Origin of the sequence: Rhizobium sp. BT03 (genome assembly GCF_030053155.1) — a bacterium.
Lineage (GTDB): Bacteria > Pseudomonadota > Alphaproteobacteria > Rhizobiales > Rhizobiaceae > Rhizobium.
In genome coordinates this window covers 81,517-100,214 of sequence record NZ_CP125643.1, presented here as the reverse complement: position 1 = coordinate 100,214, position 18,698 = coordinate 81,517, and the positions used below count along the sequence as shown (strand labels likewise).

General features: G+C 57.8%; 15 protein-coding genes and 4 pseudogenes. 9 read left to right on the top strand and 10 right to left on the bottom strand.

All coding sequences use genetic code 11. The annotated features are described in order from the left end of the window. Positions 1–9 precede the first annotated feature (9 nt). The 8 genes from QMO80_RS27795 to QMO80_RS27760 all read right to left on the bottom strand — a co-directional run bounded on the left by QMO80_RS27795 (position 10) and on the right by QMO80_RS27760 (position 9,279). The gene (locus QMO80_RS27795) at positions 10–1,317 is read right to left on the bottom strand and encodes an FAD-binding protein (RefSeq protein WP_008536548.1); all 1,308 of its coding nucleotides are present in this window, start codon (positions 1,315–1,317) and stop codon (positions 10–12) included. Positions 1,318–1,326: 9 nt separating this feature from the next. Further along, a complete protein-coding gene (locus QMO80_RS27790; RefSeq protein WP_008536549.1) occupies positions 1,327–2,436 on the bottom strand; it encodes an electron transfer flavoprotein subunit alpha/FixB family protein in 1,110 nt (369 codons plus the stop codon). Positions 2,437–2,451: 15 nt separating this feature from the next. After that, positions 2,452–3,300 carry an electron transfer flavoprotein subunit beta/FixA family protein gene (locus tag QMO80_RS27785; protein ID WP_004678528.1) on the bottom strand — a complete coding sequence of 283 codons (849 nt, stop codon included), beginning with the start codon at positions 3,298–3,300 and terminating at the stop codon, positions 2,452–2,454. A gap of 176 nt (positions 3,301–3,476) precedes the next feature. Beyond that, positions 3,477–3,860: a nitrogenase stabilizing/protective protein NifW gene (nifW, locus tag QMO80_RS27780; RefSeq protein ID WP_008536550.1), complete on the bottom strand. Its 384-nt coding sequence runs from the start codon at positions 3,858–3,860 to the stop codon at positions 3,477–3,479. A gap of 339 nt (positions 3,861–4,199) precedes the next feature. Next, positions 4,200–5,396: a cysteine desulfurase NifS gene (gene nifS / locus QMO80_RS27775; protein ID WP_012489549.1), complete on the bottom strand. Its 1,197-nt coding sequence runs from the start codon at positions 5,394–5,396 to the stop codon at positions 4,200–4,202. A gap of 969 nt (positions 5,397–6,365) precedes the next feature. Continuing rightward, positions 6,366–6,683 (bottom strand): iron-sulfur cluster assembly accessory protein, encoded by a 318-nt coding sequence (locus QMO80_RS27770; protein ID WP_009995752.1) that lies wholly within the window; start codon positions 6,681–6,683, stop codon positions 6,366–6,368. A gap of 529 nt (positions 6,684–7,212) precedes the next feature. Beyond that, positions 7,213–8,664, bottom strand: a complete 1,452-nt coding sequence (gene rpoN, locus QMO80_RS27765) for an RNA polymerase factor sigma-54 (RefSeq protein ID WP_011053429.1) — start codon at positions 8,662–8,664, stop codon at positions 7,213–7,215. A gap of 75 nt (positions 8,665–8,739) precedes the next feature. Further along, positions 8,740–9,279: a peroxiredoxin gene (locus QMO80_RS27760; protein ID WP_004678566.1), complete on the bottom strand. Its 540-nt coding sequence runs from the start codon at positions 9,277–9,279 to the stop codon at positions 8,740–8,742. Positions 9,280–9,806: 527 nt separating this feature from the next. Here QMO80_RS27760 and QMO80_RS27755 point away from each other — a divergent pair. Next, positions 9,807–10,025, top strand: a pseudogene (locus QMO80_RS27755) (cobyrinic acid a,c-diamide synthase); the annotation flags it as partial. Positions 10,026–10,077: 52 nt separating this feature from the next. Then, positions 10,078–10,167 (top strand): annotated as a pseudogene (locus QMO80_RS27750) (L,D-transpeptidase); the annotation flags it as partial. Here the strand turns inward: QMO80_RS27750 and QMO80_RS27745 are convergent. Continuing rightward, on the bottom strand, positions 10,157–10,873 hold the full coding sequence (locus tag QMO80_RS27745; protein ID WP_010009905.1) for a Crp/Fnr family transcriptional regulator: 717 nt from the start codon (positions 10,871–10,873) through the stop codon (positions 10,157–10,159). The pseudogene QMO80_RS27750 and the gene QMO80_RS27745 overlap by 11 nt on opposite strands. A gap of 596 nt (positions 10,874–11,469) precedes the next feature. Then, complete coding sequence (locus QMO80_RS27740; RefSeq protein WP_010009909.1) at positions 11,470–11,643, bottom strand: hypothetical protein; 174 nt, start codon at positions 11,641–11,643, stop codon at positions 11,470–11,472. Positions 11,644–11,949: 306 nt separating this feature from the next. Between QMO80_RS27740 and QMO80_RS27735 the strand changes: the two genes are divergently transcribed. From QMO80_RS27735 to nifK, 7 genes and pseudogenes are all read left to right on the top strand, one after another. Then, on the top strand, positions 11,950–13,128 hold the full coding sequence (locus QMO80_RS27735) for a cytochrome P450 (RefSeq protein ID WP_010009913.1): 1,179 nt from the start codon (positions 11,950–11,952) through the stop codon (positions 13,126–13,128). A 20-nt stretch (positions 13,129–13,148) separates the two neighbouring features. Continuing rightward, on the top strand, positions 13,149–13,403 hold the full coding sequence (locus QMO80_RS27730) for a ferredoxin (RefSeq protein ID WP_004678571.1): 255 nt from the start codon (positions 13,149–13,151) through the stop codon (positions 13,401–13,403). Positions 13,404–13,607: 204 nt separating this feature from the next. Next, positions 13,608–13,850: pseudogene (locus QMO80_RS27725) on the top strand (nuclear transport factor 2 family protein); the annotation flags it as partial. A gap of 1 nt (position 13,851) precedes the next feature. Then, positions 13,852–14,064: pseudogene (locus QMO80_RS27720) on the top strand (transposase); the annotation flags it as partial. Between the two features lie 419 nt (positions 14,065–14,483). Further along, entirely contained in the window at positions 14,484–15,377 is an 894-nt protein-coding gene (nifH, locus tag QMO80_RS27715) for a nitrogenase iron protein (RefSeq protein WP_004675840.1), read from the top strand. A 107-nt stretch (positions 15,378–15,484) separates the two neighbouring features. Then, positions 15,485–16,987, top strand: a complete 1,503-nt coding sequence (gene nifD / locus QMO80_RS27710; RefSeq protein ID WP_010023084.1) for a nitrogenase molybdenum-iron protein alpha chain — start codon at positions 15,485–15,487, stop codon at positions 16,985–16,987. Between the two features lie 123 nt (positions 16,988–17,110). Beyond that, on the top strand, positions 17,111–18,652 hold the full coding sequence (gene nifK / locus QMO80_RS27705) for a nitrogenase molybdenum-iron protein subunit beta (protein ID WP_004677342.1): 1,542 nt from the start codon (positions 17,111–17,113) through the stop codon (positions 18,650–18,652). Positions 18,653–18,698 lie beyond the last annotated feature (46 nt).

Sequence of the window (18,698 nt, the reverse complement as noted above, 5' to 3'; positions counted from 1 at the left end):
ATCTCTCCTTTATCGCCACGCGCGCGCCAAGCGAACCGCGTCACCAAACAGCCCCCAGCGGGAGCGTGCCTTGATGAAGGTGCCCGTGGTCGCCCGTTCCTTGTCGATCTTCGGGGTGCCATCGACTCGCACAAAGTTCTGTGCGGCCTGCGACAGCAACCTTGGATAAGTCGTGAAGAAATTGCGGGAATTGGTGTGCAGCAGGGCAGGCATGTCCTTGTATTTCCGCAAGTCTTTGATAACGAACGACTTTTCAAGCATCGACTTGTAAAGGGAGAGGTTCTCCTTGACCATCGGCTTTTTGCGATTCTTGATCTGGACGATTGCTTCGCCGGCGATGCGCCCCGACGTCATGGCGAGGTTGGACCCCTCGCGGTGCACCGCATTATTAAGTTGTGCCGCGTCGCCGACGACGACCCAGCCGTCACCAAAAAGCTGCGGAATTGCCTTGTAACCACCTTCTGGAATGAGATGCGCCGCATATTCCTTGACTTCCGCTCCTGCGATCAGCGGCTTTACCGACGGATGGCTTTTGAATTTTTCGAGCAGATCATAAGGACTTTCCATTGTTGCCGCGAATTCGGAGACAAGGCAGCCAATGCCGATCGAGATCGATTCTTTGTTGGTGTAGAGGAAGGCAAGCCCGGCCATGTTGCGAGAGATCGTGCCAACTGCCTCGATGACGCAGCCTTCATTGGCCTGGAGGCCGAACCGCTGGTCAATTACCTCTTCGGCCAGGAAATGCATTTCCTTGACGGCGAGCGCGACAGTTTCCGGTTTTGGCGTGTCACGCAATCCAGCACGCGTGCCGAGCAGCCCATTGACGCCCTCTGCGAGAACGACCACGTCAGCAAGAATCACGTCGCCGGCGCGGTCGGTGCGAACGCCAATCACCTTGCCCTTTGGATCACGAACGAGTTCCGTCACGGTCGTCTCGCATAGAAGCGTCGCTCCGGCCTCGCGCACCTTGCGTGAAAACCATTTGTCGAATTGGGCGCGAATGACCGTGTAGCGATTGTGTCTCGACTCGTTGAAGTCGTCCGACCGGTATTGCATACCGATGTGGGACGAGTCGTCCATCATCCAGAAGCGCTGCTCGACTAAGTGCCGCTCCAGAGGCGCATCATCCCGGAAATCCGGCAGGATTTTCTCCAGCATGTCCGCGTACATGATGGCGCCCTGCACATTCTTGGAGCCCGGATACTCGCCACGCTCCAACTGCAGCACCTTCATGCCGCGGTTCGACATCGTGTAAGCAGCTGCGTTTCCGGCCATGCCGGCCCCGATAACTATGGCGTCGAAGTTTTCCTCAGTCATGGGGCGCCCTCAGTTTGCAAGCTTATCGCGACTGTGCGGCGACAGTCGATGGGTGAAGAGTTCCGTTAATGACGGCAGTAAACGGATCGCATCGGTGACGACGCCGAGGTGGGCGAAATCAAAAATCGGCGCGTTAGGATCGGTGTTAATGGCTAAAATAAGATCAGCTCCCTCGACGCCAACGCGATGCTGGATGGCGCCGGAAATGCCGGCTGCTATGTAAAGCTTCGGCCGGATAGTTTTGCCAGTTTGGCCGATCTGCCGATCAGCAGGCATCCAGCCCTTTTGGACGAGGGGGCGCGAACAGCCATAATCGGCCCCGATCGTCCGCGCGAGTTTCTTCATAAGCTTCACGTTCTCCACCGCGCCGAGACCGAGGCCTCCAGCAACCACGACGTCCGCATAGGCGAGATTCGCCGTCGCCGACTGGCCATCGGACAAGAAACCGAGGACCTTAGTGACGATCTCTTCCTCGATCATCGACACTTTGTGTTGAATGACGCGTCCGATCTTATTATTCCCGCGCGGAGGCATGGCCATGACCCTCGGCCGGACCGTTGCCATCTGCGGCCGGCAGTTGAGCGTGTAGATCGTGCAAAGCAAGGAGCCGCCGAAAGTCGGCCGGGTCGCCGCAAGCGAGCCGTCCGCATCCACATCAAGTTCGGTGCAATCCGCCGTGAGCCCTGTCAACAAGGTCGTCGCCACGGAACCGGCAAGGTCGCGCCCGAGCGTCGTTGCCCCTAAAAGAAGGATTTCCGGTTTGTAGTTAGTAACCAGATCCGTCAATGCTTTGGTGAAAGGCTCATTTCGGTAGTCGGCGAGCAGTGGGGCCTCGACGAGGTAGGCCAGGTCGGCGCCATAAGCAAAAGCCTCGGCGATGGCAAACCACGTGGCCTCTCCCGGTGGTCCGAGAACGACGCCGGCAAGCTGGACGCCCAGCTTGTCGGCGAGCTTGCGGCCTTCGCCGAGCAGCTCGAAGGAGACGGGATGCACCTGATCGCGCTCCAGCTCCATGAAGACCCAAACGTGCCGATGGTCCTTAAACTGATCGGGCAGCTCTTTCTTCATGGCGGCACGGCCAGCGGCTGGAGGAGGGCTCTCTCGATTCGTGCTCAACATCGTCGCTCCTTGCCTTCATTCGCCGTCAAAGGCGAGTTCGCTTTCGAGCGCCGGCTGGCGCAAAAAGATCCCAGCGATCAACTCCTCCGCGAGATCGCGCGGTGTTTTTTCCGCGGTGTCGATCTGCTCCGCCTTTTCCGCCCGCTCAGGAGGGGCAAAGACCCTCTTAACGACGGTTGGCGAGCCACGCAGGCCGCACTTGGTGAGGTCCTCTATGCCAGCGTCGGCCGCATTCCACTTCACGATCTGGCTGCGCGCGGCCCGTAGCGCGTCATCGAGCGAGCCGCGGCGGATTTCGTTTGTGCCTTCGAGCATTGTAATTAGGCAAGGGAGCTTGCTCATCAGCGTCTGCGTGCCCCCTTCCGAGCGGCGCTCCACCGTAATCTCGCGCCCATTGATGTCGACAGAGACGATTTTGGCAACGTAGGTGAGCTGCAGGAGGTCGAGGCGCTTGGCGATGCCAGGCCCAACCTGGGCGGTATCGCCGTCGATGGTCTGTTTGCCCGTAAAGACGATATCGGGCGTACCGAAGGCCTCTCCGATCTTCGCGATGGCTCGCGAAAGAGCAAACGAGGTCGCCAGAGTGTCGGAGCCGGCAAAATGACGGTCGGTCAAGAGTACGGCGCGGTCGGCGCCGTAGGTGAGCGCCTTGCGCAACGCGTCCTCTGCCATGGGCGGCCCCATGGTGAGCACGGTCACCTCGCCGCCATGGCGGTCGCGCAACTGGAGCGCCTCTTCAAGGGCGAACAGATCATAGGGGTTGATGATGGTTGGCACTCCCTGACGCATGATTGTGTTCGTCACCGGATGCACTCGTATTTGTGCGGAGTCCGGTACCTGTTTGATACAGATAACTATGTGCATGGCGGTTTCTTACTCCCTCCCTCTATGGGTGGCGGGCTTGTCAGTACACATGCTTGCGTGCATCATTCGTGCCAACCGTTTGGCGTTCTCTATCACATTGAAATGGCTTCGATTCCGACGTTGCTAGCATATGACTGAATTGTAAGCTTCCCGACATTGTCGTGTCGCAACCGTGCTCACTTCTTTTCGAACGGCTTCAGGAAAGAGTCTAACGGGACAACGGTGCGGCCGGGTGTGACAGGTCTGTTCGGATTGTGGTCCTTGAGCACCTTGAAGACCCGGTGCGAGAGCGGCGCGGAGGTCGCGAAATCACAGTAGGCCCTTTCCAGTATGGCACGGGCACGAGCAGCGATTACCCGGTCTGGGAGATGGGAGAAGTCCTCTGCCGCGAGGTATTGGCCCATACGCTTCATGATATGGAGTCGTGAGACATCGAGAACCTTAGGGTCATAGGGGACCCCTAGGGCTGCGAAGAACTCCTCCGCAGCCGAGAGAGATTTCAGCCGATTGAGGATGTCTTTGACATCGACGGGACTGCTGTCAGCGGAGCAACGGCACATAAGATTCCCCCTGGTCGTGAGCGGTGATCGCGAGATCGTTCTCCCGTAGCTTAAGCTGCAACGTACGGAATGCGTGGTTCGACGCGGCTAGGCGCAAGGCAGTCGCGTTGCAACTGGAGTCGGCATAGGCTGGTGGTCGGATGCGATCCACCGATGGTGTCGAGAGATTGATTAAGATGATATGGCGCTGGGCCCCCTCCACGAACACGCATGGGCGGTGAACCGGCGATCTATGTGACTGAGAGCCCCGGCTTTTACCTGATCGTTCATACGATGCCGGTGCCGTCATGCAGGTCGTATCGGTGAAAAGGAATTGCCGTTTCATGAGCGTGCCTGCTCCTACTCCCCTGAACGAACCCGGCTGCTCGTGTCGGCCACGTGGCCGGAACGGCATTGGCTCCGGAGCCTTTCAACGATGCCCGGTAAAACTTCGAGCACCCGGTCGACATCCTCGTCACAGTTATCGCGCGAGAACGAGAAGCGGATTGTTCCGTGCGCCATAGCATGAGGGATATCCATTGCCCTCAAGACATGGCTCGGCTCCAGCGAACCGGAGGAGCAAGCAGAGCCGGAAGAGCAGGCGATGCCATAGCGGTTGAGAAGAAGGAGCATACTGTCTCCTTCGACACGTTGAAAGGCGATGTTCGCCGTGTTCGGCAACCTCTTAAGCCTATCGCCGGTTACGAAGGCGCCTGGAACACGCTGGACAATGCCGTTCTCCAATCGATCTCGGAGCGACTTTAATCGGGTGCTCTCGTCGTCTATTGATTTCAGGGCGAGTTCGGCAGCCTTGCCTAAACCGACAATCCCGGCCGTATTTTCTGTCCCTGCGCGTCGGTCGCGCTCCTGATGACCTCCCTTGATCAGTGAGGAGAAAGATAAGCCCCGCCTGAGATAGAGTGCACCAATGCCTTTTGGTCCATGGAATTTGTGTCCGGACAACGAAAGCATGTCGATTGCAGTAGGTTGGAGGTCCATTGGAACCTTGCCGACCGCCTGGACCGCGTCGGTGTGGAAAAGTGCACCGATTCTCTTGGCCATCTCGGCAAGCTTAGCGACCGGGAAAATGGTTCCCGTCTCGTTGTTCGCCCACATGATCGAAGCAATCGCTACACGATGAGTGAGGGCGGTCTCATAGGCGTCAAGATCGAGACGTCCATGTCGATCCACTGGGATCCTGTGTACCTTAATGCCGCGCGTCTTCTCCAGATGGCCGCAGAGTGTCAGCACCGCTGAATGCTCGACTGCGGAAGTCACGATCTCTGTGCGCTCAGGCATCACCTCCAGCGCCGAAAGGATCGCCGCATTGTCGCTTTCCGTCCCCCCCGAGGTGAACACGATCTCATGATCGAACTCGGCGCCGATCAGCGCTTGCAATTGCCGGCGCGCCTTCCTCACCGCCTCGCGGATGGAGGAGCCAAAAGCGTGCGTCGACGAAGGGTTTCCAAACTGATCCGCAAAGAACGGCAGCATGGCTTCAACCACTTCAGGATCGACTCTGGTCGTTGCATTATTGTCGAGATAGATCGCTCTCATGGGTGGATCTCGACTGAGGGGAAGCGGTGACAATGCTGCGGCGTCTTGCACATGCTGTTGTTTGATAGCCTCGGGCAAGCAGCGCGGGGTGGAGTCGTGCGATGGCGCGTCACGCGATCTTGTTGGCATCGATAACGTCGCATAGCCGCCATCAGTAGGAAGGGAAGAACGTTGTGCGCTCGCGCCTTTTCCAACGGTTGGATTCGCCGCGGCTGCTTAACTAGATGGGTCGCCAGCTTAGCTTGTCGCTGAGAACTGAACTGTTGCAGGCTGCGGCGATTTTTAGACCCTGTCCTACGCGATTGCCGGCTACAACATCCATTTCGACCCTGCCAATTTCTCCAGGCCTCAGATTTCTGTTGTGACGGTCTGATCGTCCTCCTCTGCCGGAACGAGGCTTTCGACGACCAGTATTGTATAAACCGCTGACACGTCTTCGACGGCTTGAACGAGTGTCGTCCGTCTACTGCCAGATCTAGCGAAGTGAGCGACTTGGTCATGAAATCAAGCCTCTTGACACGCACGCGTCTTCGCTCACCTTTCCTCGGCGCGGAACTGCTTGCAGAGGGGGCGTCTCCTTTGGAATCCTGGCCCGGATGCCCGCCAAAAAATTTTGCTGCCTCAGGATAATCCGTTGATGAGCAGACCTTTCTCTCCGGCAGCAAACCGCTTAAAAAGCCTGCTGTCTCCTGACGGACGGTTTGAGGCGCTTCGGCGGGCTTTAGGGTTATGAGTTCGGCCAGCGCTGGCGAGAAGGCGGTCGCTGGGTTGGAACGCAAGGACGACGGCGTCACCAGAAACGCTTCCACCGTTGGATCGACTCCAATTATCAATTCAGGCCCTCTACCGTAGGAAACTGCCCCGGTCTCGCTGAGGGGATTTTCCTGCACGCCGTCGTTCTTCGGATTGAAAAAGGAAACCATGACCTTTTCGCAATAATTCCGCATGGCTCTCTCGCTTTCTCGGTGATCAGCCGAAGGATTTGCCGCAAGTGCAGTTCTGGTGCGCATTGGGATTGTCGAAGACAAAACCGGAGGTTTCTGGTCCCGTCACGAAGTCGATCGTCATGCCGTTGATGTGTGCTTGCGAGTCTGCGTCAACGAACACCTTGACCCCATTTGTTTCGATCACCGCGTCGCCCTGGCCCTGGACGCTTTCTAGCCCCACCAGGTATTTGTAGCCGGCGCATCCACCTGCCTCGACCGCGATGCGAAAGCCTTCCGCCTGCTCGGCTCGGGAAAGCGTTACGTTCATGATGGCGGCGGCATTCTCTGTGAGCTTGATCATGGGATGATTCCTTTTTGTTCGATGGCGCATTTTCGGATTACCGTGCATGCGTCGTGCCAAGCGGTGAGGAAGGCCAAGAGTTCGATCAGCCCGCGTGTTGTATTCCTGCGTCGTCGAACATCGGAGATCTCGAAAGCGCGCCAACTCCAGAACGTCTGCCCGCGTATCTCCGTCTATCATTTTCGGTTGAGGCTCTCGTTGCCGCCGCACCGAAATCCCAGCGGTTCGGCGAAAATGAATGGGAGGCGACAACTGCTTCTAGATTTGTCGCTTGCGCGACATAAAAATTCTGCACGAGTTTTCGTGATTAACCGCTTAGCCCCTAAGCGCTTGGGCTATGGAACAGACATCTAATCTTTTCTGGAACGTCAGCTTAAGCGGCCGGAACAACTTTTGAAGCTCCCGTGACGAGGCTGCGGTCGCCAGCCCATATGAAGTCGATCCTCCATGGAGAGGACTAAGCACAATGTCACATGTGCCTCAGTTCCGCGGTTTTTGGGAAAAGGGCATCACCTACGGTACAAAGGACTTATCCCTCCGCGGCCGCCAGTACAAACCGTTTCTCCCGCCGGCGTTGCGCGGACGAGGGGATGTTCATCGCCTCGCGATATTTGGCGACTGTGCGGCGAGCAATGTCGACGCCTGTTTCCTTGAGCTTGGCAACGATGCCATCGTCGGACAGCACATCATGGAGCGTCTCTGCGGCAATAAGTGCCCTTATCTGATGGCGCACAGCTTCGGCCGAGTGCGCGTCACCGCCTTGTGAGGACGGGATCGCGACGGTGAAAAAATACTTGAGCTCGAACACGCCGCGGGGCGTGAGAATGTATTTGTTCGACGTTACCCGACTTACAGTGGACTCGTGCATGTCGATCGCGTCAGCGATGGTCTTAAGATTGAGAGGGCGAAGATGAGCAATGCCATCTTCCAAAAAGACATCCTGGTGGCGCACGATTTCGGTCGCCACCTTAAGGATCGTCGTGGCGCGCTGATCGAGACTCCGAACCAACCAGCTCGCGCTCTGGAAGCATTCGTTCAGGAATGACTGATCTTTCGAGCTTTGGGCGGTTAGGCGAGTAACTTGCGCAAAATAGGTTTGGTTGATCAGTACCTTGGGCAAAATCTCCCGATTAAGCTCGACGTGCCATCCGCCTCCCGGCGAGGGTAGGACGAAGACGTCGGGTATGATGGATTCCGACCTTGCGGACTGGAACTGGTTTCCAGGCTTTGGGTCAAGTGCACGAATTTCGTTCAACATATCGAGAAGGTCGTCTTCATCGACCCGGCAACGTCGCTTCAGTGCTCGAAAATCGCGTCGCGCAAGCAACTCGAGATTTGCGACCAGAGCTGCCATGGCCGGGTCGAACCGGTCTCGTTGGCGCAACTGAATCTCGAGGCATTCGCCCAGACTTCGCGCAAATATGCCCGGCGGGTCAAATAGCTGCAAAGCCTCAAGAACCCGCTTCACTCCAGCCTCAGGGCTATTTAGCCTCTCTGCTAGCTCCAGAAGGTTCACTTGCAGATACCCAGTGTCATCCAGATGGTCGGCAAGCGCGCCAGCAATCAGCCGCTCCTGGGGTGTGAAGGCAGTGAGGGCGATCTGATGGGCGACATGTTCGTGCAATGTCTCAGTTGAGGCGGCGAACTCATCCAGGGAAGGCCTTTCCCCCGGCGAAAGGTTGCCTGTGTCACGGATTGATTTCCAGGGACTAGACAGCTCAGGCATGTCCGTCCTGGCCGGTCCATCAACGTGGTCTTCGCGTGCGCTGATATTTGGATCATCCGCCGCAGTTGGCGATACGCCAGAAGCCCCGCCGTCATTCGACGCCAGGTCGAGAAATGGGTTCTTCTCGATTTCCTGTTCCACGAACTGATTCAGTTCGGTGTGCGCCAGCTGCAGCAAGCGAATAGACGCGATGAGCTGGGGCGTAATAACCAGCGATTGCTGCTGACGCTGATGAAGGCTTGTAAAGGACTTCATGGTTCGAGCAAAACTCCTATCATTCGGCGCAGGTGTGCACGACAAGTCGTAGCTGCTGGTCGTTGGCTTCAATGCTCATACGAAGGCTGGGGCCTTAAGGCATTTCAAAATGTTTTGCGGCGAAGAAACGCCATACGGATCGGTCGCGCAGTTGTCGCCAAAGCCTTCTTCCTCGAACCACCCCTCCACGACGCCATTATTGATCACGGCAGCGTAGCGCCAGGAGCGCAGACCGAAACCGAGATTGTCCTTGGCGACGAGCATACCCATTTTCCGAGTGAATTCTCCCGAACCGTCCGGGATAAGCTTGACATTTTTCAACCCCTGAGACTTGCCCCAAGCATTCATGACGAAGGCATCGTTGACGGAGAGACAGTAGATGTCGTCAATGCCATTCTTCTTAAACTCGACATAAAGACTTTCGAAATCAGGCAGTTGGAAGGTGGAGCAGATTGGCGTGAAGGCGCCCGGCAGCGAAAAAAGGATTACCCGCTTACCGCTGAAATAGTCGTCGGTCGTCTTGTCTTCCCAGCGGTAGGGGTTGGGACCGGATATAGACTCGTCGCGAACCCGCGTGCGAAAGGTGACAATAGGGACCTGCTTTTCCATGGTCATCAATGAAGCTCCTCTAGGAAAATTTATTTGCGGCCTCTCAGTCACGGCTAACACGAATCCGACCTCGGCCCACACGCCAGGGCAAGCAAGCGTCATGCCATTTGGCCTGAAGGAGATGGACTTGCGGTCAGCACAGGGCCTTCGTCGCCGCACTCGTGCGCTGCTCGTGCGGGCGAGCGAATTGTGAAGCCGTTGTGCCGCGCTGACGGCCGGGCGCTGTTTCGGCTACTTCCGACCGCATCTCGATCAAGGTTTCTCTGCCGCCTTTTAGAACCTTAGCATACTGCCCGCCAGTCCGGTCGCGGCGGGAAGGCGCGGGTCACGAGGTTTGAGGTTCTGCTCGTGCGTATGTCTACCCGCGCACGTTTTCTTGTTTGAAACTGCACAAGAAAGTTTGAGGTCCGACAAAAAGGGGGCGCCAGGCTCGGACCGCGCATCGAAAAATGGTGAAACGCAAACGGCTCCGATAATTTCGTCACAGAAGACGACGATGGCGGATATCCGCAGGTTGGGGGCGTGAAGAGCTCGCAGCCGCCAATATCGATCGGCTGATGCCGACCGGCACCCGGGTCGCGCTATGTAGCCTTTGGCCTACGAGCATTTGTTGCTCGGCTGACGTCGCCGCGGAGCTGATATTTTGTTCCTCTCACCGCTCACCGCTCAGCTCGCTGGCGACCTGCTGGGCGCCCGGCGCCGATGGCGACGCCACCCACCTGCCCGGCGGCTATCCCGAGCTGCAAGCCGGCGGCTCCGGGACTAGAAGTTTTCTCGCCCGGAATGCTCGATAGCGCCCGGCACGTCCGTCTGCATCCCGACAATGCCGCCTAGTTCTTTACGCTGGCGCGCCAGGCTGGCCTTTCCAATACGCGGGTGGTAATTACCCGCTGATTTTCTTTGCGAGCGCATCCATGTCGGGCACGGTGATATGCCGGATGTTCTCGATGCGGATGACGCCCTCTTTGCGAAGCCGGGTCAACTGGCGGCTGACGGTTTCGATCGTCAGCCCGAGAAAGTCGGCAATCTCGGCACGCGATAGCGGCAGATCGAAGGCAGTGCTCGTCGCCGTCTCGGCGTGGGCGGCAATGAGGTGGAGCAGGCTTGCGACCTTCTCCTCGGCGGTCCGCCGGCCGAGCGTCAGCATCCATTCGCGCGCGGCATCCAGCTCGTTCAGCGCCTGAGCGTGCAGGCTACGCTGCAATTCCCTAGTCTCCAATATCATGCGTTCGAGCAAATTGCGGGGGAACACGCAGATCTCCGCATCGGTCGCGGCCTCGGCCGACAGCGTGCTTTCGCGCACGAAGGGGCGGCCGACGAAATCGGGGGCGAATTGCAGGCCAACGATCTGCTGGCGCCCGTCCGACATCACCTTGCAGAGCTTCACCACGCCGCGCGTGATGTTCGAATAGAAAGAGTTTTCCGATCCTTGTGCAATGATCTCGCAGCCTGCGTCGACCTTGCGGCGCAGCGAGTGGCGGCCAAGTTCGCTAAGCTGGCCAGCCGACAAGGCGCCGCAAACGACGCCGTGCCGCGCCTGGCAGGAACGGCAAGCGACGGAAGTGCCAATCACGAGAACCTCACTGCGTGCGACGTCCATGTCCTGATCCCTTCGAAAACCGCCTATGCCGGACATGCCCGAGACGACCACGCGGCCGTTGCGACTTCGGCTATCCCTATTTCTTCCAGCGCGTCTTTGATGGCTATCAATTTCATCGGGATTGCGATTTGATCCAGATCAAATCTCCGTACCCACGCTCTTGCCGTGCCAGGCAGGGTAGTTTGTGGATTTGTTTCGGACGGCATTTTCGGCCCGCCGCTTGAGCGGGCTTTCTGCGGCCATCGCCTTCCGTCTCGGCGGACGGTAGGCCACCATACCCATTGCTGTCAGGCAACACCCAATCGGCAGATTGCCGCCGACTCTTAGGGTGGTGTCGTCGGGCTGGTAGAACTGACATTCAGGACAAAGGAGTAGCACGCTTCGAGCTGTTCCCGGAATTCCGCCGCTAGCTCGATGCCACAATTCAAAGCTACCCACCCTCAAGCTATCCCACTGCATCGCAGTACATCAGGACATTCGTTACTCGTCGCGCTGTCTCTGGCCCCCGGCTGTGGTGGCTGGAAAAAAGTCGCACCTGAATAGATGGCATCCGGCACCTGATGTCGGGTTTTGTTAGATACGCGACACGGCCTTGATCAGCCAATCTTTAGTTCTGCCTTGAGCCAAAGCGCTGAAAGGCAATTGAAAAATTTCTTTCCGGCCAAATCAATCAAATTGGCATGAACTTTGAAGTTCTTCTTGCGGGGCGGCAAGGACTGTCGGCCGGTTTCTTTGGTGACCGCCATGGAGCGGAGGAAATCAAAATGCATCTGTGCTCAGAACGCATTTACCGGAAGAGAGGTACCCGTGAAAATCCGATGTCGACCGGAAGGGCGGGCGAGGCATCCAAGAAATTTCGACTTCGGCCAACAAAGCAGCGTGGATTTCGAGCCGCACGGCGATCTGATCGCTGCATCGCATGTCATTGGCGCCTCGCGCTGCTGAGATTGGAAATCTGGCGCTCAACGATTTTGCTCGCTCCCTCTCCGAGGAGAATTCGTTCTCGGCGAAGGGGCTTTGATGACAGGAGAAAAGCAGTGGCTACCATTAGGGTTCCAGAACATGTCCCTCCCGAAATGGTGAAGGACTTCAGCCTGTTCACGTCGCCCGGCATGGAGCGCATGCCAAATGGGGATCCGCACGCAGCTGTCGCTTGCCTCCATAATGGACCGAGAATCTTTTATTCTCCCTGCAATACGCGCGATGGCCGAGGTACCTGGGTCATCGTTCGCGCTCAGGACCAACGCAAATTGCTGCAGGACACCGGAACCTTTTCCAGCCATCGGAGCCTTTTCGCCTCGGCGCTTGGCGAAAACTGGCCGCTGATCCCGCTTGAACTCGACCCCCCGGCTCACAGCGTGTTTCGCTCACTTCTCAATCCGCTGCTTTCGCCCAGGCGGATAATGGAGCTTGAACCGGCGGTCCGTGATCGGGCGATTGCGTTGATTTCCAAGATTTCCGCGTCGAGCACAAGCTGCGACATCTTGACGGACTTCGCCTTTCCTTTTGCGGTTAGTATCTTCCTCCGTTTGCTCGGCTTATCCGATGAGCGCCTCAATACATTCGTGGGCTGGGGGAAGGACCTGCTCCACGGCGACGGCATCAGACGAACCGCAGCCGCCCGAACAATTTTGGCGTTCATCGATGAACTTGCAGCGATGCGCCGCAAAGAACCGGCCGACGATTTCATGACCTTCGTCGTGCAGGCAAAGGTCGACGGCCGCCTGTTGAGAGACCAGGAAATCCATGGAATAGGCGTGCTTCTATTCGTCGCGGGACTGGACACCGTGGCAACGGCGATCGGCTTTGACCTGGCCTATCTCGCGCGCAATCCGACAGAACAGGAATTGCTGCGGAGCAAACCGGATCGAATTGTGCTCGCAGCCGAAGAACTGCTTCGCGCCTATTCGACCGTGCAGATGATCCGTGTGGCGACGAAAGATATCAATTTCGAAGGCGCGCCGATCCGTAAGGGGGACTACATTTCCTGCGCCACGATGATTGCCAATCGTGATCCGGTGGAATTCGAAAATCCGAACACGATCGATTTGGCACGAGAAGACAATCGCCACACCGCTTTTGCGTACGGTCCCCATCGCTGTCTTGGATCACACCTTGCCCGGCGAGAGATCGTCATCGGCCTGGAGGAGTGGCTGTCGCGCATCCCTGACTTCCGTATCAAGGATGGTACGGCGCCCATCACCTATGGGGGCCACGTGTTTGGAATGGAGAATCTGATCCTGGACTGGTCCTGATAATTGAGAGGAGGAAAGACATGGAGTACCGTATGCGCGTCATAGTGCACACTTCCAAATGCCAAGGTCATGCAAGATGCTGGGCCCAAGCGCCCGAAATATTCAATCTTGACGACGAGGGATACATACTGCCCGGTGCAATCGATGTCGAGGAGAGGGACGAACTGTTCGCGTCGCGAGGCGCTCGATCCTGCCCTGAACGTGCGCTGGAGATAGATTGCGTTTCGGATGCGTTGCTCGATCGCCTTTTGTTCAACCAACATTGTGGGGGTTGAAACGCAACGCAACTGGTGCATGACGGCGCCGTCGCTGTCCAAACACCTTACCCGCAGCTCTCCCATTGATGTCTACTTCTAAGGGCAGTTGTTTACATGCATGCCTAAGCAGAGGGAGGGTTTTTCCTTACGTCAGCCGAGCAGTTGAAAGCTGGCTGCGTCACTGGATGGGTAAGCGCCCCGATATCAGATGTGCGACAAGCGATGAAACACAAAAAAATTACCGAATTGCTCGACCGCGAGGCGCTCCGCGACTGCCTCTATCGGTATTGCCGCGGGATAGACCGCGCCGATGAAAGGGCGCTGCGCAGTTCCTACTGGCCCGATGCACGTGACAATCACGGGACCTATTCCGGTTCGGCCGAGGGCTTCATCGAGTTCGCCCTTGGTGTCTTCAAGACGGGACCGCGCAACATCCATCAAATCACGAACATTCTGATTGAGTTCAAAGCCGACTGATAATGCTTTCATCGAAGCGTTCAATGGCCGCTTCCGTGCAGAATGCCTGAACCAGCATTGGTTCCTGACCCTTGCGGATGCCCGCGAAAAGATGGAGGATTGGCGTAGATACTACAATGAGGAAAGACCTCATGGTGCGATCGGCAACAAGGCGCCGATCTCGTTGGTGAATTCGGGAGGCGCAACCAGCCCGCCTCCCTGAATGAAGCCGGAAAACTCTAGCATCCGGTGGTCCAACGTTTGGGAGCGGTTCAAGACCGCCGAGGCTCTAATCGCCGTCAGCGGCAGGTCAGGATCGAAAGCTTCAACATTTTTCGATTGGGAGCTGGGTGCGATTGTCTCCAGTTTTCGGATCCGTTGTCCTGCTGATAGTCGCGGTCGACCTAGCGGTGCAAGTGATGCCATCACGACACCGTCTGTCGGCTTTGTCTGATCGGCGACATTAGGTTTGTTTGGCAGTTTCCTGTGGTGGTTCGGAGTAACTTTCTGAAACCCAACAAAAAGATCTTTCCTTTGGCTCGATCGGCCCACATGGCACGGGTTTTGAAGATTGCCATGCGAGGCGGCGCGAGCTGCCTGCCTTTTACTCAGCGATGGATGGAACGAAAGAAGGAAGGCGATATGTCAGATTTGCGTCAAATCGCATTTTACGGCAAAGGGGGGATCGGCAAGTCCACCACCTCCCAAAATACGCTCGCAGCGCTTGTCGACCTCGGGCAGAAGATCCTGATCGTCGGATGCGACCCGAAAGCCGACTCCACCCGGCTGATCCTGAACGCCAAAGCACAGGACACGGTTCTGCATCTGGCAGCGCAGGAAGGTTCGGTGGAAGACCTTGAGCTCGAGGACGTGCTCAAGGCCGGCTACAAAGGCATCAAGTGCGTGGAGTCCGGCGGTCCGGAACCGGGCGTCGGCTGCGCCGGGCGCGGCGTCATCACCTCGATCAATTTCCTTGAAGAGAACGGTGCATATGACGATGTCGACTACGTCTCCTATGACGTGCTCGGCGATGTGGTGTGCGGTGGCTTTGCGATGCCGATCCGTGAGAACAAGGCCCAGGAGATCTACATCGTGATGTCCGGCGAGATGATGGCGCTCTATGCCGCCAACAACATCGCCAAGGGCATCCTGAAATATGCCCATTCCGGCGGCGTGCGGCTCGGCGGCCTGATCTGTAACGAGCGCCAGACGGACCGCGAGCTCGACCTCTCCGAGGCGCTGGCTGCCAGGCTCAATTCCAAGCTCATCCACTTTGTGCCGCGTGACAACATCGTCCAGCACGCCGAGCTCAGGAAGATGACGGTGATCCAGTACGCGCCGGACTCCAAGCAGGCCGGGGAATATCGGGCGCTAGCCGAGAAGATCCATGCCAATTCGGGCCAAGGGACCATTCCGACCCCGATTACCATGGAAGAGCTCGAAGACATGCTGCTCGACTTCGGCATCATGAAGAGCGACGAGCAGATGCTGGCCGAACTACAGGCCAAGGAGTCAGCGGTGGTTGCGGCTCAATAACTGCCGCTGTCGACAGGACGCGCTGGCCCTTGCGCCAGCGCGTCCTTCCAAGAAAGCCGCTTCGGCGACGACGACCTAACCCGAACCTTGAAAGGGGGCAGGGGCCCATGAGCCTTGATTACGAGAATGACAGCGTTTTGCATGAACAGCTCATTGCGGAAGTATTAGCGCAATATCCAGACAAGGCGGCGAAGCGCCGCAAGAAGCACCTCAGCGTCGCAACGAGCGGCGACGAGCCTGGCGATGAGCCGAAGGCCCTTTCCGAATGCGACGTCAAATCGAACATCAAGTCCATTCCGGGCGTGATGACGATCCGCGGCTGCGCCTATGCCGGTTCCAAAGGCGTGGTATGGGGGCCGGTCAAGGACATGGTCCACATCTCGCACGGGCCGGTCGGTTGCGGTCATTATTCCTGGTCGCAACGCCGCAACTACTACGTCGGCCTGACGGGCATCGACACGTTCGTGACGCTGCAGTTCACCTCAGACTTCCAGGAAAAGGACATCGTGTTCGGCGGCGACAAGAAGCTTGAACAGGTCATCGACGAGATCGAGGAGCTTTTCCCCCTCAACAACGGCATCAGCGTGCAGTCGGAATGCCCGATCGGGCTGATTGGCGACGACATTGAGGCGGTGTCGCGCAAGAAGGCCAAGGAGCACGAAAAGACGATCGTGCCGGTGCGCTGCGAGGGCTTCCGCGGCGTCTCGCAATCGCTCGGCCACCACATCGCCAACGACGCCATCCGTGACTGGGTTTTCGACAAGAACGAAGTCGAGTTTGAGACCGGCCCTTACGATGTCAACGTCGTCGGCGACTACAATATCGGTGGCGACGCGTGGGCTACGCGCATTCTATTGGAGGAGGTGGGGCTGCGCGTGGTCGGCAACTGGTCGGGTGATGCCACGCTCGCTGAGGTCGAGCGCGCGCCAAAGGCCAAGCTGAACCTCATCCACTGCTACCGCTCGATGAACTACATCTGTCGGCACATGGAGGAAAAATACGGCATCCCGTGGATGGAATACAATTTCTTTGGTCCGTCCCAGATCGAAACCTCCCTGCGCGAAATAGCCAAGCACTTCGGTCCGGAAATCGTCGACAAGACCGAGGCTGTCATCACCAAGTACCGGCCCCTGGTCGATGCTGTCGTCGATAAGTACCGGCCGCGCCTCGAAGGCAAGACGGTGATGCTCTATGTCGGCGGCCTGCGTCCTCGCCACGTCATCACGGCCTATGAGGACCTCGGCATGCGGATCGTCGGCACCGGCTACGAGTTCGCCCACAACGACGACTATCAGCGCACCGGCCATTATGTGAACAAGGGTACGCTGATCTATGACGACGTGACCGGTTACGAGCTGGAAAAGTTCATCGAAGGCATCCGCCCCGACCTTGTTGGGTCCGGCATTAAAGAGAAGTATCCGGTGCAGAAGATGGGCATCCCCTTCCGCCAGATGCACTCCTGGGATTATTCCGGCCCGTATCACGGCTATGACGGCTTCGCCATATTCGCCCGCGACATGGATCTGGCCATCAATAATCCGGTGTGGGATCTCTACGACGTCCCCTGGAAAAAAGAGGCCGCGCCAGCTGAGGCGGTTGCGGCCGAATGAGAGCCTGGCCTGTCTTGGGAAGGGGCAGGCCAGGCTCTTCCCATCGGACTTGATCCGCACTCGTGACAGATGACATCCCATTGCCGCCACCGGTGCGGCGCGATGAAAAGAAAGGTGCTTACTATGCCGCAGTCGGCGGAAAAAGTTCTCGACCATGCTCCCCTGTTCCGCGAGCCGGAATACAGGCAGATGCTCGCCGAGAAGAAAGCCAATTTCGAATGCCCCCACCCGGATCAGGTCGTTGCCGATCAAAACGACTTCACGAAGACCTGGGAGTATCGCGAAAAGAACCTGGGCCGCGAAGCCCTGGTCGTGAACCCGGCCAAAGCCTGCCAGCCGCTCGGTGCCGTCTTCGCAGCCGCAGGCTTTGAGCAAACGATGTCCTTCGTCCATGGCAGCCAGGGCTGCGTCGCTTATTACCGTTCGCATCTGTCGCGTCACTTCAAGGAGCCTTCATCGGCGGTCTCGTCCTCGATGACGGAGGACGCGGCAGTGTTCGGCGGGTTGAAGAACATGGTCGACGGGCTCGCCAATACATACAAGCTCTACGATCCGAAGATGATCGCCGTCTCGACCACCTGCATGGCCGAAGTCATTGGAGACGACCTCCACGGCTTCATCGAAAACGCAAAGAACGAAGGGTCGGTCCCGCACGACTTCGATGTTCCTTTCGCCCACACGCCTGCCTTCGTCGGCAGCCACGTCGATGGCTATGACGGCATGATCAAGGGCATTCTGGAGAACTTCTGGAAAGGCAACGAGCGGAAGGAGGTTGCTCAAGCCATCAACATCATTCCCGGCTTCGACGGCTTCTGCGTCGGCAACAACCGCGAACTGAAGCGCCTGCTCGACATGATGGGCGTATCCTACATCTTCATCCAGGATGCCTCCGACCAGTTCGACACGCCGTCTGACGGTACGTACCGCATGTATGACGGCGGCACGAAGATCGAGGACTTGAAAACGGCGTTGAATGCCGAAGCGACCCTGTCGCTGCAGCACTATAACACGCGCAAAACGCTGGAATATTGCAAGGAGGTCGGTCAGGTTACGGCTTCGTTCCATTATCCGCTGGGTGTTCAGGCGACCGACGAATTCCTGATGAAGGTCTCGGAGATTACCGGCAAGGAAATTCCTCCGGCAATCGGCCTGGAACGCGGCCGTCTCGTCGACGCTATGGCAGATAGCCAAGCCTGGCTGCACGGGAAGAAATACGCGATCTACGGCGATCCTGACTTCGTCTACGCCGTTGCCCGGTTCGTCTTGGAAACCGGCGGTGAGCCGACCCACTGCCTTGCTACCAACGGCACGTCGGCCTGGGAAGCCGAGATGAAGGCGTTGCTCGCATCCTCGCCCTTCGGCAAGGATGCCCAGGTCTGGGCGGGCAAGGACCTGTGGGCGTTGCGCTCGCTGCTCTTTACCGAGCCGGTTGATCTTATGATCGGCAATTCCTATGGCAAGTATCTCGAGCGCGACACCGGCACCCCATTGATCCGGCTGACCTTTCCGATATTCGACCGGCACCATCACCACCGTTTCCCGCTCATGGGCTACCAGGGCGGCCTGCGCGTCCTGACGACGATCCTCGACAAGATCTTCGACAAGCTCGATCGCGAGACGAGCGAGCCGGGTGTGACGGACTATTCTTACGACCTGACCCGCTAGGAGCGGCGGCGGTCGGCCTTGTGAGGCCGGCCGCCTTCATCTGAAC